Origin of the sequence: Desemzia incerta (genome assembly GCF_900115825.1) — a bacterium.
In the GTDB taxonomy this organism is placed as follows: domain Bacteria; phylum Bacillota; class Bacilli; order Lactobacillales; family Carnobacteriaceae; genus Desemzia; species Desemzia incerta.
The window spans coordinates 31141-51891 of sequence record NZ_FOXW01000009.1; the positions used below are offsets into that span (position 1 = coordinate 31141).

The following is a 20751-nucleotide window of genomic DNA, read 5'->3' on the forward strand; positions in this document are numbered from 1 at the left end:
GCCTATTTATAGTATAGGTATAGCCATTATGTCCCATTCAATCTACGTTCAGTCCTGTTATTTTGTCCATATCAAATAAGCTGAAAACATCAACTTTTCTTCTATAGAACAACACATTCTTTTCTGAATTAAGATTGAATAATACGCATCGGCTTACACCTGTACCTTTCTTAGATTTCTCTACGCCTTTATTCTAGCAATTTATTCGTCTTGATACAAGCATTTGTATTGCACCTCATTTGTTCTTTATGCGTCATTTTAAAATGTGTTTCCTTTCATTTTAAAGGCTTTCATCTTAATCCTCTTCTTGCTGTGGTGGTTTTTCTTTCGTTAAACTGATACAATAATCACTAAAATGATGAAACATTAAGGTGGGATATACTTGAATACATTAGCCAGAAAAAAAGTTGCTAACAGCAAACGTATTATCATTAAAGTGGGTACGAGCACTTTAATGTACCCGAATGGGAGCGTCAATTTACAACGTATTGAGCGGTTGGCATTTGTACTGACCGATTTGCAAAACAGAGGAAAAGATATTATTTTAGTTTCATCTGGTGCAATTGGTGTAGGCATGGATCTGCTTAACTTGTCCACACGCCCTGCAACGATACCGGAACAACAAGCGGTCGCTGCTATCGGCCAAAGCCAACTCATGAATCTATACAGCAAATTTTTCCTTAGCTACGGTCAGATCATCGGGCAGATTTTAATGACCCGCGATATTGTAGACTTTCCCGAAAGCCGATTAAATGCTTCAAACACATTTGAACAATTACTCAAAACTGGCGTCATCCCAATTGTGAACGAAAACGACTCAGTTTCAGTAGAAGAATTGGATCATTTGACTAAGTTTGGCGACAACGACCAATTATCTGCGATTGTTGCTGAAATTACAAACGCTGATTTATTGATCATGCTGACGGATGTAGCTGGATTCTATGATAAAAATCCGAATACACATCAAGATGCTGTTTTATTCTCTGAAATTTCTGACATTACGGACGCTCATTACCAGCAATCCGGTGGCCAAGGTTCTCGATTTGGAACGGGTGGAATGATCACGAAATTAAAAGCTGCAGACCACATGCTGAATCTTCATGCACAAATGGTCTTAACGAACGGAAAAGTACCGGATACGATTTTTGATATCGTGGTCGGAAAAGAAGTCGGAACGTTGTTTACTCCTAAAGATTAACCAGAAAGGAAGTTTACTATGGAAACTTTAAATCAGTTAGGCCTAAACGCCAAAAAAGCTTCGCGCAAATTAGCTCAAGCTTCTGCTCAAGAAAAAAATCAAGCTCTACTCATTATGAGTCAATTAATAGTGGAACACCAAAAGGATATTCTAACAGCGAATCAACAAGATTTAGCTGCCGCTGAAAGCAACGGAATTAAAGGAACGATGTTGGACCGTCTGACATTGAATGAAGAACGCGTCATCGCTATGGCAGAAGGTATCAAACAAGTAGCTGGGTTGCCCGATCCAATCGGAACTGTCCATTCTATGCGTACACTGGACAACGGCTTAACTATCGGCCGTCAAAGCGTTCCTTTAGGCGTTATTGGAATCATTTATGAATCTCGTCCAAATGTCACGACAGATGCTGGTGTGTTGTGCTTTAAATCCGGAAATGCCGTTATTTTGCGTGGTGGAAAAGAAGCGATTCACACGAATAAAGCGATTATTACTATCTTACAAAAAGCTTTGAGTCAAACGGATTTCCCTCAGCAATCGATTCAATTGGTAGAAGATACTTCTAGAGCATCCTCTACAGGATTGATGACATTGACCGAGTATTTAGATGTTTTGATTCCTCGAGGCGGAGCTGGTTTGATTAAAGCAGTTGTGGAAAATGCTACAGTCCCAGTCATTGAAACAGGTGTCGGCAATTGCCACGTGTACATTGATAAAGATGCGCAACTTGAAATGGCTAAAGACATTATCGTCAATGCCAAATGCTCGCGTCCGTCCGTATGCAACGCTGCTGAAACATTGTTGATCCATGAAGATGTGGCTGCTGCTTTCTTACCTGAAATTGAAACAGCCTTGTCTGAATACAATGTTGAATTGCGTGCAGACGAAAAAGCGGGTACTATTTTGTCCAAATCGATTCCTGCCACTGAAGAAGATTGGGAAACAGAATTTTTGGATTACATTTTAGCTGTTAAAGTGGTTTCAGATCTGGAAGAAGCAGTTGAACACATTGATCGTTACAGCACGGGGCATTCTGAAGCTATCGTGACAGACGATTATGCATCTAGTCAGCAATTCCTTCATGAAGTCGATTCAGCTGCTGTTTATATCAATGCTTCTACTCGCTTTACAGATGGATTTGAATTTGGATTTGGAGCGGAAATTGGCATCAGTACTCAAAAAATTCACGCTCGTGGACCAATGGGATTGCCAGAATTAACTTCTTACAAAACCATTGTCTATGGGAATGGTCAAATACGATGAGTGAAAAAGTAAAGATTGCTGTTGTGGGTGGCGGAATTGTCGGCTCCACAACAGCTTTTTACCTCAGCCAACATTCTCAATACGAGGTGGCTCTTTTTGATAGTGGAATTGGTCAAGCTACTTCAGCTGCAGCCGGGATTATTTGTCCATGGTTGTCGCAACGTCGAAACAAGCAGTGGTACCAATTAGCCGCTAGTGGTGCGGCCTTTTACCCTCAATTGATGCAAGACTTAGGCGAAGATCCCGCTCGTTCGGACATTTACCGTCAAGTCGGAACTTTAGTGTTCAAAAAAACGCCTAAACTCTTAGCTAAATTAGAAAAAATTGCTTTAAAACGACGCGAGGATGCCCCTACTATTGGAAAATTAGCGATCTTGTCTCCTGAAGAAATCAAAGAAAAAACGCCGCTTCTTGAAACAACAGAATCTGCCTTATTTGCTTCTGGCGGTGCTAAAGTTGACGGTGCCTTATTGACTGGCAAATTAAAAGAAAAAGCTCAGAAAAATGGTGCTTCAGTCTATAATGATGAGGTACAACTAACTATCGAGCTTGGGGAAAAACAACCTTATCGCTTAAAGACTGAAACTAATCAGTACTCATTTGATAAAGTCGTTTTGGCAGTCGGTGCTTGGTTACCGGGATTGCTTGAGCCACTGGGATATGCAGTGGATATTCGTCCTCAAAAAGGCCAATTGGTCGAATTGCATTTGGATGCAAAGACAGACGATTGGCCGGTGGTTATGCCCGATGGGGAAAAAGACATTATTCCATTTGCCAACGGAAAAGTGATTGTCGGAGCAACGCATGAAAATGATCAAGGCTATGATTTAGAACCGACTAAAAAGCAATTGCGTGTGATGTTAGATGAAGCGATTGAAATAGCTCCTGGGTTAGCTGACGCGGATATCAAAGGTATTCGAGTGGGGACGCGTGCTTATACTTCTGATTTTGCGCCATTTTTCGGGGAAGTTTCTGATGCTCCTGGATTGTATGCAGCTAGCGGATTAGGTTCGTCTGGACTGACAAGTGGTCCGATGATTGCGAAAATTTTGGTGCAACTCATCAATGGAGAGGTTACATATTTGCCTGTGAGAGACTATCCGATTGAAAACTACATTAAAAAATAACAAAATTGGTTATTACCTAAACACCCTAATTAGCGTTCCTCGATGTATCATGAGCGCTAGATAGGGTGTTTTTGTTTTTTATGATTTTCGCTTCGCTTATAAAAAGAAAGTTCCTTTAGAGAGTCTTTTACTTAACATTCTACGTTGTTTTTTTAGTCAAAATATGAGCTAAAGGGGTTCTAGCTCATATTCTACTCAGATTTTTGCTGTCAATCGTTAAGCAGACTGGTTCTAGTTTATAATCTAATCGGTTTTTTTGAGGTCTATTGTTAAGTAGACTGGCTATAGCTCACATTTACTCGGATTTTTAAAACCAATTGCGAACTAGACGGCCTCCAGCTCACATTTGCTGTAACTTTTCAGAATGGTTTGTTAGCTAGACAGCCGAGTACACGAGCTACCAAGAGAAAATTTGTAATAAGCTTTTTTTAAAACCCCTTAAATAACTAAATATGAAAAAAGTGCCTATCAAAATTCACAGACACTCTTTTTTCTTCTATTACTATCCTTCACCATTCATGACTTTAAAATTATCATTCACCGTTGCATCAATCACAGGATTCTTTTTGATGTACTCGCCAATCAGTTCGCTCATGTCCGTGGTTACTTCACGCACGATTTTCGAAGCATCAAACATCATGTAATCTCCCCCGCCAACTGCGCGGTATTGATTGGTGACCACTTCTAACGGCTCATCCTCAGAAATGGGTTTGCCATCTTTGGTCAACTCTACAATACGCGAGCCGATGGGTTTACTGACATCAATCGTGTACTCAACCCCTTCATACATATCATAATTGTAATGTTGCGGCTTCGGATCCATGAAATCGGGATTTACTCCGATTGAACCATCGCTTTCCAAAGCAAAATATCCTGCAGATTGCTCCAATGCCGCTTTCAAATCAGCACCAGTAATGGCTAAAACAGCTAGTGTATTGGGGTAAATGTAATTGGTCACAATATCTCGGGTGGTAATCGTGTTGCCAAATCCAGTCCCCAGATTGTTAAACAAAGCTGTCCCCGAAATACTCGTTCCCGTAGCGTGCATTTGTACTTTTTGAATCAGTTCAATATACGGGTGTTCTTTGACGCGGACTTGATGAGGGTCAGTGATGTGCATGTCGCCCTTTACCACTCCGACTGTCTGGTCTAGCCAGTCTTCCACTTCGTTGTGCAGTGGCTCAAAATGTTGTTTCAATTCGGAATCACACTCAACTTCTGCTACTGAAATCAAACTCGGCACCATCGACACAACCACATATCCATCAGCCTTTTGCTCTAATTGCACAACAACCTTTCCCACATAACTGCCTTTATCACTCGGTTGGATAACCGCAACTCCGTTCACGTTTTCTGCAATTACCCGGTGTTGATGCCCGGTCAATAAGACATCAATCCCAGCCACTTCACTGAGCAATTGATACCCTTCATTCTCACCAGTTAATACTTCTGTCGGCTCGCCCGTTTTTAAATCCCGCTCAAATCCGCCATGATAACTGACCACCACAATATCAGCTGCTTCTCGCAATAAAGGGACGATTTCTTTAGCACACTCTACAGCAGATTGGAAATGCAATCCTGCGTAGTGATTCGGATGTTCCCATTGCGAAATGTATTGCGTCGTCAATCCTAGAAAGCCGATTTTCACACCTTCTTTTTCAAACACACCGTACCCTTTGCCAAAAGCTGGTTCATTATGGGTATTCAAAATATTGGCTGACATCACCGGAAAATCAGCTGCTGCAATGCCTTTTTTCAAATACTCCAGCCCATAGTTAAAACTGTGATTGCCCAGAACGCCTACATCATATTTCATCGCGTTCAATGCTTGCATCAATTCAGCAGGGTCTTTACGCTGTTTAGCCAAGTAGTAACTTAAAGAAGAACCCTGGATGTAATCTCCATTTTCCACTGTAAATACAGGACCCTTGGCTTTTTTACGTTCTTCTTTAAAGACCGTTGCGGCTTTTAAAATACCAAACGGTTCGTCCATGTTTCTTTTTTGATAAGTTGTCGGAAATAAATAACCATGCAAGTCACTCGTTTCTAGAATCGTCAATTCCATTTGCGTCATCTCCATCTCTTAATATTATTGATTTTAACACAGAAAACCATTCAGCCGTTATCGCCAAATGGTTTCCTGATGCATTATGGTTAGTCCTGTTCAATTTCACTCGCAGAATAAACTACTCCTTTTTCTGCTAAGAAAGAAGGCACTCCTTCTGCAATAAATATTCGGTGCATTTTTTCTGGTTCAAATGTATGCCAAGGTATTGTGTGTTTGGCGTGCACTTTTTGGGCAATACCGATCAAGTCTCCTTGAGCCGCATGTCCACTGGCGCTAAATGGCAGAAACTCAAACTGATTGGCAGCTAATTTGTCCAATAAAACGGCATAATTGCTGTCGTAATCACCAAGTGGTTCGCCATTGCTGTGGGCATAAATACCTTTATCAAATGTCGATACTGCCTCAATATTTTTAAAGCTGTTTTGCAACACGTATTGTTCTGGATGTTGCTGTACTTCTGCTAAAGAAATCCACTCTATATCAGACTGTTTTTGAAGATCAATGGCTGATTCTGTCAAGACTGTCCATGTTTCATTTGGATAAAAAGCGTGCATCAATTGGGCATAAGATTCCTCAAATACAAAGATTCGACCGCATTCTTCTGTTGCTAAAGAAACATTCCGTAATCGATCCACATTCCGAATATAAGGATTGTAAAAAATGATTTGATTAGTTGTGGATTGGAGCAATTGCTTCCAGTTTTCCACTAACCCTTTTTCTGAATCGAAACCAGATTCTTTTGGACTTTCAAAACTAAACGTGGTCCCTTCCAGCAACAATACATCAGGATGCCAATTTGCAGCCTCTTGCACCCATTTTTCAACGCGTTCCGGATAATACCCTGTCAAACGCACGTCGCCTGAATGGATTAATTTCAATCCTGGCGCTTCAATGAAAAAGGCACAAGCTCCTATCGTATCGTGATCGGTCAATTTAGGTTGGACTTGAATATCACCAATCTGAATTTTTTCGTCATCGCTAAAAGTAATGCGTTCCACATGACTCTTATCTTCTTCTCCTACTGCTACTAATGTCTGGTACAATTTGTCTGTTTCTTCTGAAAGATAAACTTTCGTTGTAGCGGGCAAGTATTTCAATAATCCCATGTGATCCAAATGCAAGTGAGAGATAAAAATTGCTGTTTCCAGTGAACTGTCTTCATATGAAGACAGTGTTATCGTTTGAAATGCTGAAGTATCATATAATTCAGGAATAGCAGGCATAAAACCATGTTTGACCAAATATTCCATTTCACTAAGTCCATCGGTATTTTCAATCACTTTTCCAATACCCGTTAGTCCAAAATCACAGATAACTCGCGCTGTTTCTGTCCGTATTTCAACAATATTTCCGCCAATTGTATTCAGACCATTCCAAATTTGAAATGTCGTCATTCAATCGCTCCTATTTGTTTTCGTCTAATATTGCTTGGGTAGATTCTTCTAGTTGAGTCAATGATTCTTGAATATCTGCATCATTTACCAATACACCATCTAGCGTTTCCAATAGATTATTGCGGTATTCTCCAGAACCTACAAATGAAGGAGAAGACATCCCATATTCTAATTCTAAGTTAGCTGCTTGTGCACGAGGATTTTCTTCTAAATATGTTTTGTATTCTTCCACTTCTAATGCTGAACGACGAATCGGCACATAACCCGTTTCAATTGCCCATGTAGCTGTATTTTCAGGTTCTAATAAGAAAGCCATGAAAGCAATCGCAGCTTGTTGTTCTTCTTCTGTTGCAGATGAGAATACGCCTAAGTCATTTCCAGCAAATAAAGTCAATTGAGTATCGTTGTAAGCAGGAAGTTCAGCTGTACTCCAGTTGATGCCATTTTCTTCAGCAACAGGAACTACGTGAGCTAAACCAGCACTTGAACCAATGTATAGAGCACTCTCTCCACGGCCAAATGGACCAGAGAAGAATCCATCTTCACCTGCTGTACGAGCGTATCCTTGATCAATCAAGTCCATTAAGAGTGTTAAAGCTTCCACACTTTCTTCACCACCGATATCGGTAGTCATAGTTTCGCCATTGATAAATTCTGCACCGTTTTGATGAGCCAATGTTTCGTATTCCATTTCATATGAATTTTCAAGTCCAAGAGCTACAGCATCGTCTCCAGCAGCTACCATTTGTTCTCCTAAAGCTTCTACTTCTTCCCAAGTCGTTGGGACTTCAACCCCGTATTCATCAAGAATGTCTTGGTTGAAATACATTACCCGAGTTGATTTGGAGAAAGGCATTGCGTAAAGTTCTTCGTTGTATGTCGAGCTGCTTAAGAATCCTTCATAAATATCGTCCATCGCTTCTTGAGTAAAGCCGCTGTCGCTAACAAGCATATCTGTCAAAGGAACCAATAAATTGTTTTCAGCCAAATCTGGAACATCGCCTGGTGTTAACTGAGCCATAGTAGGAAGATCGCCAGAAACTCCAGATGCCATGATTCTTTGTTGCAGTGTATCGTAATCGCCTTGGTTTTGTTCTTCAACCACGTATTGATCTTGTGATTCATTAAACGCATCCGTCAATTTCGTGATGGTTTCTTGGTGAGGTCCATTCATCGCATGCCAAAACGTGATTTCAACAGTTTCGCCTGTTGCATCTGCTGAACTGTTTTCTTCCGTTGTTGCCGTTTCCCCTTCACCAGCTCCACAAGCTCCCAATACAAACGCACTCATTAATGTAACTGCTCCTGCCAACAACTTTTTAGACTTTTTCATTTCTTCTTTCTCTCCCTTATATGTATATTTTTTTGGGCTTTTACCCTTTTAACCCACTCTTAGATATCCCAGCAATAATCTGTTTTTGAAGAAAAACATAAATGATGACCATTGGGATAATAACGATTGTTGAAGCCGCCATTAACAGCTCAAAGCGTGTTCCTGCTTCGGTTGTGAAAGCTTGCAATCCAACAGGTAATGTCCGAAGCTCGGTGTCATTGGTCACAATCAGCGGCCACATGAATGAATTCCAGCTTCCAATAATTTTTAAAATCGCAATCGCTACAATAGAAGATTTTCCTAAAGGCACCATGATGGACCATAAAAAACGGAAGTCACTGGAGCCATCCACTTTTGCAGCGTAATACAACTCATTCGGTACGCCTTGAAAAGTCTGACGTAATGCAAACACAGAAAAGATACTTGCCAGCCAAGGAACAATCAGTGCGGCATACGTGTTGATCAAATCAAATCGGGACAAGGTTACAAAGTTCGGAATAATCAACAATTCTCCCGGCACCATCATAGTCGCAATTAAAATCGTAAAGAGGATATTTTTTCCATAAAACTCCATCTTAGCAAAAGCAAAGGCCGCTAAAATCGTCGTGATCAGTTCACCGGCTGTCGAAAGCACCGTCACCAAAACACTGTTTAAGAAATACCGTCCAAAGGGTGCTGCATTCCAAGCCTCAATATAATTTTCAAATTTAGGATCCTCTGGAATCCATATAGGCGGCATCTGCATGGTTTCACCGGCAGATTTGATAGACGTTGACAACATCCATACAAAAGGAATCAACATCGTAATGGCACCAAGCGTTAGTAAAATATATAAAATGGATTTTTGTACTTTTTCACTCATTTAGCCAATTCCTTTCTTAATAATGGACAAATTTGCGATTGTAAGCTAACTGCAGAACAGTCACAAGTAAAATAATAACGAATAAGACTACTCCCGCTGCTGCCGCTTCACCGTAATTGAATTCGGTATAAAATTTTTCATACAAGTAGTACACCACTGTCAACGCAGAGTTTCCTGGACCCGGTCGGCCTTGGAACATCGCATACACTTCATCAAACACTTTAAAATTATTGATGAATCCTGTAACCGTCACTAAAAATGTTGTCGGACTCAACAATGGAATTGTAATGTTTAAAAATCGTTGCCACGGAGTTGCGCCGTCAATCTTAGCTGCTGAATAATAACTCTCATCAATATTGTTCAATCCCACTAAAAAGAGGATGATGTTAAAGCCTAATCCTTTCCAAACGGACATAATAATCAATCCCAGTAAAGCGTAATCCGGATCCGTCAGCCAGTTGATTGGGTTGATGCCAAACCAGCCTAAAAAGTAGTTCATCAATCCGAATCGTGTATGGTAAATCCAGTTCCAAACCAATGAGATTGCTACGGTACTCGTTACAAAAGGCAAGAAATAAATGGTTCTGAAAAAACTAGATAGCAATTTTATTTTGTTCAACATCAGGGCAATAAGTAGGGATAACCCAATCGATAAAGGGACTACACCTAATACAAAAATGAAGGTATTTTTTAATGCAATATGAAAATTAGGATCTTGGAATATCTCCACAAAGTTTCCAATACCATATTCATTGACGATATCCTGGAAAAAATTGTAATCCGTATATAAACTCATCGCCAAAGATTTAAAAATCGGGTAGATATTAAACGTCAACATGATAATCAACATCGGAGCTAGGTACATATAAGCTTTCAAAGAACTTTTCCAGGTTGGTTTCTGGATCATTGAGCAACCTCCTCCATCAATAACGCTTGTCCAACACCATCAAAGTAGAGAATGTCTTTTGCATCAACTGTCAGCTGAAGAGTCTCTCCCGTATGAAATTCTCCTGCTATATTATTAGTGACAACGACTAGACCATCTTGATTTAATTTAATCGATGTGTCTTTCCCAATTCGCTCAACATGAGTAATTTCTCCTGTGTAAAAAGCTTTAGCTGGATCCAATGTTTGTTCAATGTTTTCAGGACGAATACCGATTTTCTTCACTTGCTGCTGCAGGGTTTCAGGAATGTTCCAAGCAGAAACATTTATTCGCGAATCTTCTACATCAAATGTGTTGATAGCTGGATTCCCTAAAAATTCAGCTACAAATAAATTGCTTGGGTGCTCATACAACTTTTGTGGCTCACTAATTTGTTGAATATGTCCTTCATTTAATACCATCACGTGATCTGAGATACTTAACGCTTCTTCTTGGTCGTGTGTGACAAAAATGGTGGTAACGTTTGTTTCTTGTTGTATCCGGCGAATCTCTTCACGCATTTCGATCCGCAAACGAGCATCTAGGTTGGATAACGGTTCATCCATCAATAAGATATCCGGCTCTTTTGCTAAAGCTCGGGCGATTGCAACTCGTTGCTGTTGCCCACCAGAAAGTTGTTTAGGTTTTTTATGTATATGATCTTCAATTTGTACAAGCTTTGCTAACTCTAGTGCTCTTTCTTTCCGTTTCTTTTTAGGCATTTTCGCCATCTTCAACGGAAACATAATATTTTCTAGAACAGATAAATGAGGATACAAGGCGTAATTCTGAAAAACCATTCCGACTTTTCTTTTTACAGCATCTTGCTTGGTAACTTCTTTGTCATTAAAAAATATTTTCCCTTTTGTGGGAAATGTTAAGCCTGAAATCAACATTAATGTAGTTGATTTTCCACACCCACTTGGTCCTAATATAGAAACTAGTGAATGTTCGGGAATAACAAAATTCAGATCATGTAACACTTCTTTGTCTCCATAATCCATGGCAATATCTTCAAAATGAACTTGCACACTTTTCACCTCTTATTTTTTTCTTGATGGCTTTCCTATCCAAAAACATTGTAACAAACCAAAACGAATTTGGATACATAAATTTATTGTAAAGTTCGTGATTTGATAACTTCATTTATTTTGTTTTTGTAAACATATTGCGTTTAATAAAGGTTTGTTATATATTGTAGTACTGGAGACTTTAACTAAAAACTAACTATTATTGTTAAACACCCTTTTATCGTTCGCTTAAAAAAAGCGGCATTTCTCAAGTTTTTCCAGTTCAACCAACTATTCCCCATTTTCAAAACTACAATAAGAACTGGCTTTTTTGATCAGCAAATAAGCATAACCCAAAGTAAAGTTACTTTTGAGCTATGCTTATTTTTAGATATCTAGTCTGACGAGACGAGGATAATTTCGTTCTTTGCTGATAACTTAATTGGTCGTTAGTGCCTTCCAGACATTTTACATAATCGATAGGGAGGCTATTCGGATCGTTAGTGACATTCAACTATGTTGATACTACCGTTACGGGCCTTCTCACTAAGTTAACACCACTGCACAACAAGAAAAGGACTCCCTCATTTAGAGGAAGCCCTTTTCTTAGCGTTCAGACAGATTTTTTTATTGAGGATCAACGACTTCGTATTCACCCGTCACTGGGTTCATTTTCTCAACTTCATTTGTAGACAACGTGTATTCAAACATACCAACCATGTTGGATATTTCTACTCCATCTACTTCATGAGAATTACGAATCTCAACTTGATAGGTATCTTCATCCAACTTGGAAGTGAAGAATTGGTTGTTTTCTGGAGAAATTCCAGTTAAGGCAACAACTTGTTCTAAAACAAAAACTTCTTCTTCTTCAGGAGTCAAAGCTGGTTCGGTACTCTCTGATTCCTCTGTTTCAGTACTTTCACTACTCTCTGTACTTTCACTTTCGCTGTTGCTTTGGGATTGATTAACTTCTGGTTGACTAGTTTCTTGCTCTTTACTTGCTAACCAAGTTTCAATCTCTTCATCAGAAGCTTCCATAATACTCTTTCCTGTAGCTTTCATATAATCTTCACTGATTAAAACAGAATTTCGTTCATCTTTATATGCAGAATTTTCAACTAATTCATAAGTAGGTTCTTCTTTGATTGTTTCAACTTGTGCGCTGCTGATTTTTTCTCTTAATTCTTGAGCTTGCGCCTCTAAATCAGCATACTCAGAAAGATCGTTTTGCAACAACAAATCAATAATTCCGCCAGCTTCACTATATTTTTCAGATTCAAATAAAATTAAACCATCATCATACATATTTTGATAAATTTCTTCTGATTGAGTAACTTCAGAACTCGACTGACTTTCTGCAGAACTTGCGCTATTTGCACTATCTCCACCATTTCCACATGCCCCAATAACAAGCGTACTTAGAAAAAGAACTGCCGTTGCAACTTTTTTGTTTCTCATGATGTAGCCTCCTTATTTCTTTTAGTTTAAAACTAACACACTCTTAAACACAATCCATTAGCTTCAAATCTCACTCTTTATTTCGGAATGGAAATAAAGTTGAAATCCCTTAACTCAATTATATAATAATAAAACTAAATTACTATTAAAATTTGTTTTCCACTGATTTAGTCATTTTCGGGAGCGTCAATAATTTTGTGTAAATAGAGGAAATATGTACTCTGAATAACTCAAATAAGCCAAAAAGCGAACGAGAGAATACCTTCTCGTTCGTTTTTTGGCTTATTTGAGACTAGGGCTGCATTTTGGCTCGTATTCTGGAAGCAGACGTTTGGTTTTACACTGGAGAATAAGATTATTGTCTCAGCCCCTTTTTTGGATACCCAGTCATTTTAAACAACCGATCCGACTTTTAATGAAAAGTCGGGAGTTCAACAAGTTGAATAGTTCTAAAATTCCGAGTATTCTACATTGATTTGTCAACTTAACCTTAAGATATTTTCACTATTTCTGCTGGTTCTAAAACTTCTTTCTGCTCTTTTCGGCCTTTCAACTTGAACTTCATCAATCTCATCGCGTTGAAGATCACCACTAAAATACTGCCTTCATGGACCAGCATACCAATAGACATATTCATCCACTCACTAAAGAAAACGCTGGCCAACAAGACTAAGACTACTCCAACTGCAATCACGATATTTTGTTTCATATTACTTGCGGTAGCTTTTACTAAGCCCAATGCATGAGGCAAGTGACTAAAGTCCGAGTTCATTAAAACCACATCGGATGTTTCAATCGCGACGTCTGTCCCGCTGCCCATTGCGATACCGATATCCGCTAAAGCTAAGGACGGACTATCGTTGACTCCATCTCCGACAAAGGCTACGATTTGACCTTGTTTTTGGAGCTTTCCGATATAAGCTGACTTATCTTCTGGCAGCATGTTCCCATGTGCTTCGGTCAAACCGAGTTCATTTGCTACAACATCAACAGTTCCTTGATTGTCTCCCGAAAGAACAATTAGATCTTTAACACCTAAATCTTTTAATTCTTGCAAATTAGCTTTTACTCCCAGACGAACTTGGTCGCGAATGCCCATCAGTACTTTCAATTCGCCGTCTACCGCTGTCAGAACAAGAGAATTCCCATTTTGTTCAAACCGTTTAACATCTTTTTGCGCTTTTTTGCTGAGGATAACCTGTTCTTTTTCCATCAAGGCTACGTTTCCAACAGCCACTCTATGTCCAGCTACACTTGCAACGATTCCGCCGCCTTTCACGACCTCAGTTCCTTCAACAGGAGAAATGGTTGTTTCGCCAATTTGCTGTAAGACCGCTTTTGCTAAGGGATGGTCGGATTCGCGTTCCACACTTGCCAAGTAGCCAAGCGTTTCAGCAGAATCCTTTTCATACAGTTCAGTCGCTGCAACGGTTGGATTTCCAACAGTTAACGTACCTGTCTTATCAAATACAATCGCATCCACTTTGCTGAAATCTTGGATGACTTCGCTGCCTTTCAACAAAACCCCGTTGCGTGCGCCGTTTCCGATGCCCGCCACATTTGAAACGGGAACCCCGATGACTAATGCGCCTGGGCAACCGAGAACTAAAATCGTAATGGCTAATTCTACATCTTGACTGACCACCCAAACGACAAATGCCAGTACCAAGACAGCGGGGGTGTAATATTTGGAAAAGCGGTCAATGAAGCGTTCAGCTTCCGATTTCGAATCTTGCGCTTCTTCCACAAGTTCAATAATTTTCCCAAAGGTGGTGTCTTCACCGACACGGTCTGCTCGAATTTGAAGCGTCCCATTTTCTAAAATGGTTCCCGCAAAAACTTCAGCGTCAGCAGCTTTAGTGACCGGCACTGATTCACCGGTAATACTAGCTTCATTGATATGGCCATCGCCTGAAATCACCGTACCGTCAACCGGTACCTTAGCGCCGGTTTTAACAAGCAGAATATCTCCTTCATCAACATCATCCACTTCGACTTCTTCAAATTCGCCATTGTCCATTTGTTTCAAGGCGCTTTCGGGTGCCATTTCAGTCAATTCTTTGATAGCGGAGCGCGTTTGCTTCAATGTTCGTTGTTCTAAATAGTGACCAAACAAGAATAAGAAGGTAACAATAGCAGATTCTTCATAGTTTTGAATGAAGAGTGCTCCAATTGCCGCGATACTGACCAAGACATCAATACTAATGACTTTCACTTTCATTGCTTGCACCGCTTGGATAGCAATCGGTGCAATCCCAAAGATAGATGCGATGATCAAAGACCATTCAGAAAGAGCGACATTTCCTAAAACAAAGTGACTAAAGAATCCTATTGCAATCAACAATCCACTGATGACAGTAATACTGTTTTTCTTACTTAATATATAGTGTTGCATGATTTTTCCCTCCAAATTTATTAGTGTTGTTCTTGATGTCTTTAGTATAGAATAATCGCTTCAGCAACAAATTGACTGCCGTCAAGTTTTGAAAAAAGAGTTTATTTTTTAATTTGAATTCCACTGCCTCTCTACACTGATTACTATAGAGCCTTTTCGGCGGATAGAACTTGATAGCTATCAAGTTTAAAAAAGGGATATTTTCTAATCCGCTCAAAGTTGATAGCATTAAAAAAAGCAATCCCGGAAAATGGCTTTTTTCCAGGATTGCTCATACTTCGCTAGCGATTCAGCATTAGCCGGCTTTAACTCTTGTCTTCAGAACCGGATAACCTACCTCTTCGATGGCTTGTTGTATGGCGTCAATCGATGTGACGCCTGCATCAAAATTAGTTTTGACTTTGCTGGAGTTGAACAAGACTTTAATACTGTCTTTATCCACCCCATTAACCGATTTTACGGCAGCCTCGATTTTTTGCATACAACTTGGACAAGACAACGTTTCTAATTGCAAGGTCGCTTTTTCCATGATTCATTTCTCCTTCGTGTGTGTATTTATCGGCAGTGGCTTTGATAAGCACTGCTTTTCCTCTTTACAACTGTAGTATAGTCCATTTCTGGCAAATGGAACTTGACGCTCATCAAGTTTTGTCTTTTAAACATAAAACCTTCTTTATTCGCCATAAAGCAATAAGTCATCTAAATCATGAATCTTAATCTTTTTACCAGGCAGCTGTTGAATTAATCCCTCATTTTCTAGTTCAGTAAATTTGCGGCTGATGCTTTCAGGTGTTGTTCCTAAATAGGAAGCAATATCTTTTTTTGCCATTGGTAAAGTGATGGTTGGAGAGTTGTCCATTTCAGGTTCCACACTTTCTGCCAAAAATAAAATTAAACGGGTAGTTACTTGTTCTACTGCTACTTGTGTCGTTTGACGTTCTGAACTTTCTAACCGTTTAGACATTTCCGCCAATAGTTTTAAAGAAATAGCTGGGTATTGTTCCAGAAAATCTTGGACATCTTTTTGCTGAATCATACAGACAACGGTATCTCGGGTTGCTTCGGCATATTCCTCGTGTACTGCATCCGGGTTGAACAAGGTCCATTCTCCGGTGAAATCACCAGGGTTCAAGATCCGCACTAGCTGCTCTTTGCCAGAGTCTGCCAATCGATAAATACGGATTTTCCCACGATTGATAATATATAAAGTATCCTCTTTTTCTTGTGAACGAAACAGAAACTCTCCTTTTTGATACTGTTTCGTGTGGGCTTTTTCAGCAATGTAATTCATCGCGCTATCCTCTAAGTGATTGAATATTGGAACCAAGCGGATACAGGCTGCGTGGTCACCAATTTCATGATGGGTATGTTTAGTCAATTCATTCTCCCCCTTTATTTATTTTGTTTATATTCGCTGCTTTTATTATATAAGTCTCTTACTACAAAAAAATTGATGCACATCAAGAAAATGGAAAAAGGACTGGAAAGAATTCCAATCCCTAAATCAGCTTCTACTTTTACCTTAATCTTCATCCTCATCAAGAGCGTCATCATCTTCTAATGCTTCTTTACCAATGAACGCTTGCAGCATCCAAATGTTCTTGTCTAAGTCATTTTTAAAAGCAATCAATGTATCTTCTAAAGCATCGTCACCCTCGTCTTGAGCTAAACGAATCGTGCGAATAGTTAGGTCACGAGTGCTTCTGAAGTCCTCGATAATATTTTCAACCATGTCTTCTGCTTTAGCGTATTTATTAACTGCATCTTCCGAAAGCATCGAATATTTTTCAAATTCAACCGTTGTCGAAGCAGGTTTATGCCCAGAAGTAATTAGACGCTCCGCAAGTTTGTCGAACCATTTTTCATTTTCGTTATACAACTCTTCAAATTTTTCATGCAACGTAAAGAAATTGGCTCCTTTTACATACCAGTGATATTGGTGCAGTTTCATATGTAATGTATGCATGTTGCCTAAAAGATGATCCGCAATGGCCGCTGCATTAATTTTCGTATGATGAACATGTTCCTTGTGTTCTTGTTCTGCTTGCAATCTTTCTTGAGCTGTTTTATTTTTTACCATGATTCATTCCTCCTGTGGTTTATCTCATTTTTTATTCCTTTCAGCCTTGATTTGCGCCTCCTTTTTCTTTGTTGTATTTAGTATAGGATAGATTTTCGGTAAAATAATTGACGTGCATCAAGAAAAAGAAAAAAATAGCCAGTAGACTCCATCAAGAGTTCTACCTGCTATTCTTACACTTTTTATTTATCTGTTATCAAAAATCCGCTCCGGTTCCATCATACACCAATCAATCCCGTCTTTTTTCTCTCCGCTATTCATTGATTTTATTCTACAGAAGGGACTTCCTTTTTTGTATGGATTTTATTCATTAACACAAAATATTTTACACTCTCTCATTTCACTGTCAATTAAATCCATATAATACTATAATAAGTAAATAAGGGGGTGAAAGAATATGAAAAATTTTATGCAAGAATTTAAAGAATTTGCTTTTAGAGGAAATGTTTTAGACTTAGCAATTGGGGTTGTGATTGGTTCTGCTTTTACAGCAATCGTAACTTCGCTAGTAGACAACATTATCAGCCCTATTGTTGGCGCTCTTACTGGTGGCTCAGATTTATCGAATTTATCTTTTACAATTATTGGAGTTGAACTCACTTATGGAGCTTTTATCAGTTCAGTGATTGACTTCTTGATTATTGCACTCGTTATCTTTTTGTTTGTAAAAGTCATCAATAATGCTCAGAATAAATTTACGAAGCAAATGGATGAAGAAGAGATCGAAGTTGAAGTCCCACCTGCTGAGCAATACTTAAAAGAAATACGCGATTTACTTGCCAAAGATGAATCCAAAGATGATATTATCTAGTGCGCAAAACAAAACACTTCTCCCTAAAATTAAATTTAGAGAGAAGTGTTTTTTCGTGCCTTTTTAACCTTCGTAAGTGGCGTATAAAATTTCTTTTAATTCAGCAATCAACGGTTCTTTTGGATTAGCCGTCGTACATTGATCTTCAAAAGCCAACTCTGCTAGTCTATCTGCCGCTTTATCCAATTGGTTTTTCGATACACCTTGCTCTTTCATGCTCATTTGGATATTCAACTTTTTACCAAGTGCGTAAATTCTTTGAACCAATGCTTCTACTAAATCAGCTGTAGTTTCTCCTTTTAATCCAAGGTAACGAGCAATCTCAGCATAGTCTTCATCGGCTCTGAAGTACTCATATTTTGGAAAAATTTGATGTTTCGTTGGAGCTGATGCATTGTAGCGAATGACATGCGGCATAAGAATCGCATTTGCTCTACCATGCGGTATTTCAAATTCAGCACCAATTTTATGAGCTAACGAATGATTGATCCCTAGGAATGCATTTGCAAATGCCATACCAGCTAAAGTAGAAGCATTATGCATTTTTTCTCTTGCTTCTTCTGTACCATAAGCATAAGATTCTTCCAAGTATTCAAAGACCAATTTGATTGCTTGCAAGCTCAGACCTTTTGTAAAGTCACTTGCCATAACAGATACGTAAGACTCTATTGCGTGGGTCAACACATCCATACCTGTATCCGCTGTGATTGATTTGGGCACAGTCATGACAAACTGGGAATCGATAATTGCTACATCAGGTGTCAAAGCATAGTCTGCTAATGGGTATTTCACATTGATGGCATTATCTGTAATGACTGTAAATGGAGTTACTTCTGATCCTGTACCTGATGTTGTTGGTATCGCAACAAAGGTCGTTTTTTTGAGATCTGGAATCTTATACGTTCTCTTACGGATGTCCATGAATTTTTGTTTCGCTCCGCTAAAGCTGGATTCTGGTTGCTCGTAGAACAGCCACATTCCTTTAGCAGCATCCATTGCTGAACCGCCACCTAAAGCAATGATCGTATCTGGTTGGAATTCTTTCATTGCTGCTGTACCGCGTTCAACCGTTTCAATAGAAGGGTTCGGTTCAACATCTGAAAAAATGCGTACAGCTACTGAATCTTGACGCTTGTTCAATTCATTTTCCACAATATCTGCATATCCGAATTCAACCATTCCTGGATCACACACAATAAAAGCGCGTTTAACATTCGGCATTTTCTGTAAGTACTGAACAGAATTTTTTTCGAAGTAGATTTTTGGCGGCAATTTAAACCATTGCATATTGTTTCTCCTTTTAGCTACTGTTTTCAAATTGATCAAATTGACTGCTGAAACGTTTGTAGAAACTGAGTTACGACCGTAACTTCCGCAACCAAGTGTCAATGATGGAAGCATATTATTATAAATATCCCCGATCCCGCCTTGAGCAGTTGGCGAATTGACGATGATCCGGCCTGCTTTCATTTTTTCACCAAATTCTGCTGCAAGATCCATTCGTTTTGTATGAATAGCAGCGGAGTGGCCTAAGCCGCCAAGCTCCAACATTTTTTGGCACAATTCAAATCCGTGTTCAGTAGTCTCTGCTTTTAACATGGCTAACACAGGAGATAATTTTTCTCTGGATAAAGGATAATCGCTTCCTACGCCTTCCAACTCCGCCATCAGTATTTTTGTTCCTTTCGGAGCTTTGATGCCTGCAAGCTGTGCAATCGTGTCTGCAGACTGTCCGACAATAGCAGGATTAACTGCTGTTTTATCCATTGTCATGACTGCATCTTCCAATAAAGGCAACTCTTTTTTAGAAACGAAGTAAACACCTTGACCCTCAAATTCAAAACGGACCTCTGAGTAAATTTCTTTGTCGACGATCACTGCCTGTTCAGAAGCACAGATCATTCCATTATCAAAGGTTTTAGAAACAATGACATCATTTACAGCACGTTTGATTTTTGCTGTCTTTTCAATATAACTTGGAACGTTTCCCGGTCCTACCCCAAGAGCTGGCTTGCCTGTTGAATACGCTGCTTTGACCATTCCTGAACCACCTGTAGCTAAAACGATGGCAATATCCGGATGGTTCATCAAACCATTAGTCGCTTCTAAAGATGGTGTTTCGATCCATTGAATAATATTATTTGGTGCGCCTGCCTTTACTGCAGCTTCATACAACACTTTAGCTACTTCGGCAGATGATTTTTGCGCACTTGGATGGAATGCAAAAATGATTGGATTTCTTGTTTTAACCGCAATCAATGCTTTAAACATTGTAGTTGAAGTTGGATTTGTCACTGGAGTCACTCCGCAAACTACACCAACTGGACTAGCGATCGTCATTACGCCTGCTTGTTCATCATCTTGGATGATCCCTACTGTTTTATCATTTTTAATGTCATGCCAGATGGATTCTGTCGCAAACATATTTTTCACACATTTGTCTTCGTAAATCCCTCTTTTTGTTTCTTCTACAGCCATTTTTGCTAAGCGCATATGGTCGTTCAATCCAGCTAACGCCATTTGATGAACAATATGATCGATCTGCTCTTGATTGAAATCTTCCAATTCAACCAAAGCATGCTTCGCTTTATTGGTATATTTCTGAATCATTTCTTCTACAGTAACTTCTGACTTTTTCATTTCTTTTACAACTTCTTTTAACATTACTTTCCCTCCATAACTTGTTATGTTTTTCACATATGATTATAGCTCGCTAATTTCGGAAAGTAAAGCATTTTTGTGATTAAATTCACTTGAATCTGTATCACAAATTCGTTCTTCCTGTTTCAGTCTGTTCAATCATTTTCGTTTGAAAAGAAAGGAA

Annotated in this window: 16 protein-coding genes; 4 read left to right on the forward strand and 12 right to left on the reverse strand. The window is 39.2% G+C overall.

Annotation, left to right across the window (positions count from 1 at the left end; translation table 11 throughout):
• Positions 1-382 precede the first annotated feature (382 nt).
• From proB to BM137_RS10290, 3 genes are read left to right on the forward strand one after another with little or no spacing between them, the layout of a single operon-like run.
• The gene (gene proB, locus BM137_RS10280; protein WP_223156071.1) at positions 383-1198 is read left to right on the forward strand and encodes a glutamate 5-kinase; all 816 of its coding nucleotides are present in this window, start codon (positions 383-385) and stop codon (positions 1196-1198) included.
• A gap of 18 nt (positions 1199-1216) precedes the next feature.
• Positions 1217-2461: a glutamate-5-semialdehyde dehydrogenase gene (locus BM137_RS10285; protein WP_092481082.1), complete on the forward strand. Its 1245-nt coding sequence runs from the start codon at positions 1217-1219 to the stop codon at positions 2459-2461.
• A complete protein-coding gene (locus BM137_RS10290; protein ID WP_092481083.1) occupies positions 2458-3588 on the forward strand; it encodes an NAD(P)/FAD-dependent oxidoreductase in 1131 nt (376 codons plus the stop codon). Before BM137_RS10285 ends, BM137_RS10290 begins: the two co-directional genes overlap by 4 nt.
• A 502-nt stretch (positions 3589-4090) precedes the next feature.
• On the opposite strand, the gene BM137_RS10295 is transcribed toward BM137_RS10290, so the two are convergent.
• From BM137_RS10295 to BM137_RS10350, 11 genes are all read right to left on the reverse strand, one after another.
• On the reverse strand, positions 4091-5653 hold the full coding sequence (locus tag BM137_RS10295) for a bifunctional metallophosphatase/5'-nucleotidase (protein WP_092481084.1): 1563 nt from the start codon (positions 5651-5653) through the stop codon (positions 4091-4093).
• Positions 5654-5742: 89 nt separating this feature from the next.
• Positions 5743-7050 (reverse strand): MBL fold metallo-hydrolase, encoded by a 1308-nt coding sequence (locus BM137_RS10300; RefSeq protein WP_092481085.1) that lies wholly within the window; start codon positions 7048-7050, stop codon positions 5743-5745.
• 10 nt (positions 7051-7060) lie between these two features.
• A complete protein-coding gene (locus BM137_RS10305) occupies positions 7061-8383 on the reverse strand; it encodes an ABC transporter substrate-binding protein (protein WP_092481086.1) in 1323 nt (440 codons plus the stop codon).
• A gap of 40 nt (positions 8384-8423) precedes the next feature.
• A complete protein-coding gene (locus BM137_RS10310) occupies positions 8424-9245 on the reverse strand; it encodes a carbohydrate ABC transporter permease (protein ID WP_092481087.1) in 822 nt (273 codons plus the stop codon).
• A gap of 16 nt (positions 9246-9261) precedes the next feature.
• Complete coding sequence (locus tag BM137_RS10315; RefSeq protein WP_092481088.1) at positions 9262-10152, reverse strand: carbohydrate ABC transporter permease; 891 nt, start codon at positions 10150-10152, stop codon at positions 9262-9264.
• On the reverse strand, positions 10149-11201 hold the full coding sequence (locus BM137_RS10320) for an ABC transporter ATP-binding protein (RefSeq protein ID WP_092481089.1): 1053 nt from the start codon (positions 11199-11201) through the stop codon (positions 10149-10151). The genes BM137_RS10315 and BM137_RS10320 overlap by 4 nt, the downstream gene beginning before the upstream one ends.
• A gap of 606 nt (positions 11202-11807) precedes the next feature.
• The gene (locus BM137_RS10325) at positions 11808-12641 is read right to left on the reverse strand and encodes a hypothetical protein (protein ID WP_092481090.1); all 834 of its coding nucleotides are present in this window, start codon (positions 12639-12641) and stop codon (positions 11808-11810) included.
• 490 nt (positions 12642-13131) lie between these two features.
• Positions 13132-15036, reverse strand: a complete 1905-nt coding sequence (locus BM137_RS10330; protein WP_092481091.1) for a heavy metal translocating P-type ATPase — start codon at positions 15034-15036, stop codon at positions 13132-13134.
• Positions 15037-15331: 295 nt separating this feature from the next.
• On the reverse strand, positions 15332-15565 hold the full coding sequence (locus BM137_RS10340) for a heavy-metal-associated domain-containing protein (RefSeq protein ID WP_092481093.1): 234 nt from the start codon (positions 15563-15565) through the stop codon (positions 15332-15334).
• Between the two features lie 144 nt (positions 15566-15709).
• The gene (locus tag BM137_RS10345) at positions 15710-16414 is read right to left on the reverse strand and encodes a Crp/Fnr family transcriptional regulator (RefSeq protein WP_092481094.1); all 705 of its coding nucleotides are present in this window, start codon (positions 16412-16414) and stop codon (positions 15710-15712) included.
• Between the two features lie 144 nt (positions 16415-16558).
• Positions 16559-17116: a Dps family protein gene (locus tag BM137_RS10350; RefSeq protein ID WP_092481095.1), complete on the reverse strand. Its 558-nt coding sequence runs from the start codon at positions 17114-17116 to the stop codon at positions 16559-16561.
• Positions 17117-17513: 397 nt separating this feature from the next.
• Between BM137_RS10350 and mscL the strand changes: the two genes are divergently transcribed.
• A complete protein-coding gene (gene mscL, locus BM137_RS10355) occupies positions 17514-17927 on the forward strand; it encodes a large conductance mechanosensitive channel protein MscL (protein WP_092481096.1) in 414 nt (137 codons plus the stop codon).
• Between the two features lie 63 nt (positions 17928-17990).
• Here the strand turns inward: mscL and adhE are convergent, their stop codons facing one another.
• On the reverse strand, positions 17991-20591 hold the full coding sequence (gene adhE / locus BM137_RS10360; RefSeq protein ID WP_092481097.1) for a bifunctional acetaldehyde-CoA/alcohol dehydrogenase: 2601 nt from the start codon (positions 20589-20591) through the stop codon (positions 17991-17993).
• Positions 20592-20751: the final 160 nt, after the last annotated feature.

Bases quoted from the DNA above. Each gene is read 5' to 3' on its own strand.
- BM137_RS10285 (WP_092481082.1), top strand. From the start codon at position 1,217: ATGGAAACTTTAAATCAGTTAGGCCTAAACGCCAAAAAAGCTTCGCGC.
- BM137_RS10290 (WP_092481083.1), top strand. From the start codon at position 2,458: ATGAGTGAAAAAGTAAAGATTGCTGTTGTGGGTGGCGGAATTGTCGGC.
- BM137_RS10295 (WP_092481084.1), bottom strand. From the start codon at position 5,653: ATGGAATTGACGATTCTAGAAACGAGTGACTTGCATGGTTATTTATTT.
- BM137_RS10300 (WP_092481085.1), bottom strand. From the start codon at position 7,050: ATGACGACATTTCAAATTTGGAATGGTCTGAATACAATTGGCGGAAAT.
- BM137_RS10305 (WP_092481086.1), bottom strand. From the start codon at position 8,383: ATGAAAAAGTCTAAAAAGTTGTTGGCAGGAGCAGTTACATTAATGAGT.
- BM137_RS10310 (WP_092481087.1), bottom strand. From the start codon at position 9,245: ATGAGTGAAAAAGTACAAAAATCCATTTTATATATTTTACTAACGCTT.
- BM137_RS10315 (WP_092481088.1), bottom strand. From the start codon at position 10,152: ATGATCCAGAAACCAACCTGGAAAAGTTCTTTGAAAGCTTATATGTAC.
- BM137_RS10325 (WP_092481090.1), bottom strand. From the start codon at position 12,641: ATGAGAAACAAAAAAGTTGCAACGGCAGTTCTTTTTCTAAGTACGCTT.
- BM137_RS10330 (WP_092481091.1), bottom strand. From the start codon at position 15,036: ATGCAACACTATATATTAAGTAAGAAAAACAGTATTACTGTCATCAGT.
- BM137_RS10340 (WP_092481093.1), bottom strand. From the start codon at position 15,565: ATGGAAAAAGCGACCTTGCAATTAGAAACGTTGTCTTGTCCAAGTTGT.
- BM137_RS10350 (WP_092481095.1), bottom strand. From the start codon at position 17,116: ATGGTAAAAAATAAAACAGCTCAAGAAAGATTGCAAGCAGAACAAGAA.
- mscL (WP_092481096.1), top strand. From the start codon at position 17,514: ATGAAAAATTTTATGCAAGAATTTAAAGAATTTGCTTTTAGAGGAAAT.
- adhE (WP_092481097.1), bottom strand. From the start codon at position 20,591: ATGTTAAAAGAAGTTGTAAAAGAAATGAAAAAGTCAGAAGTTACTGTA.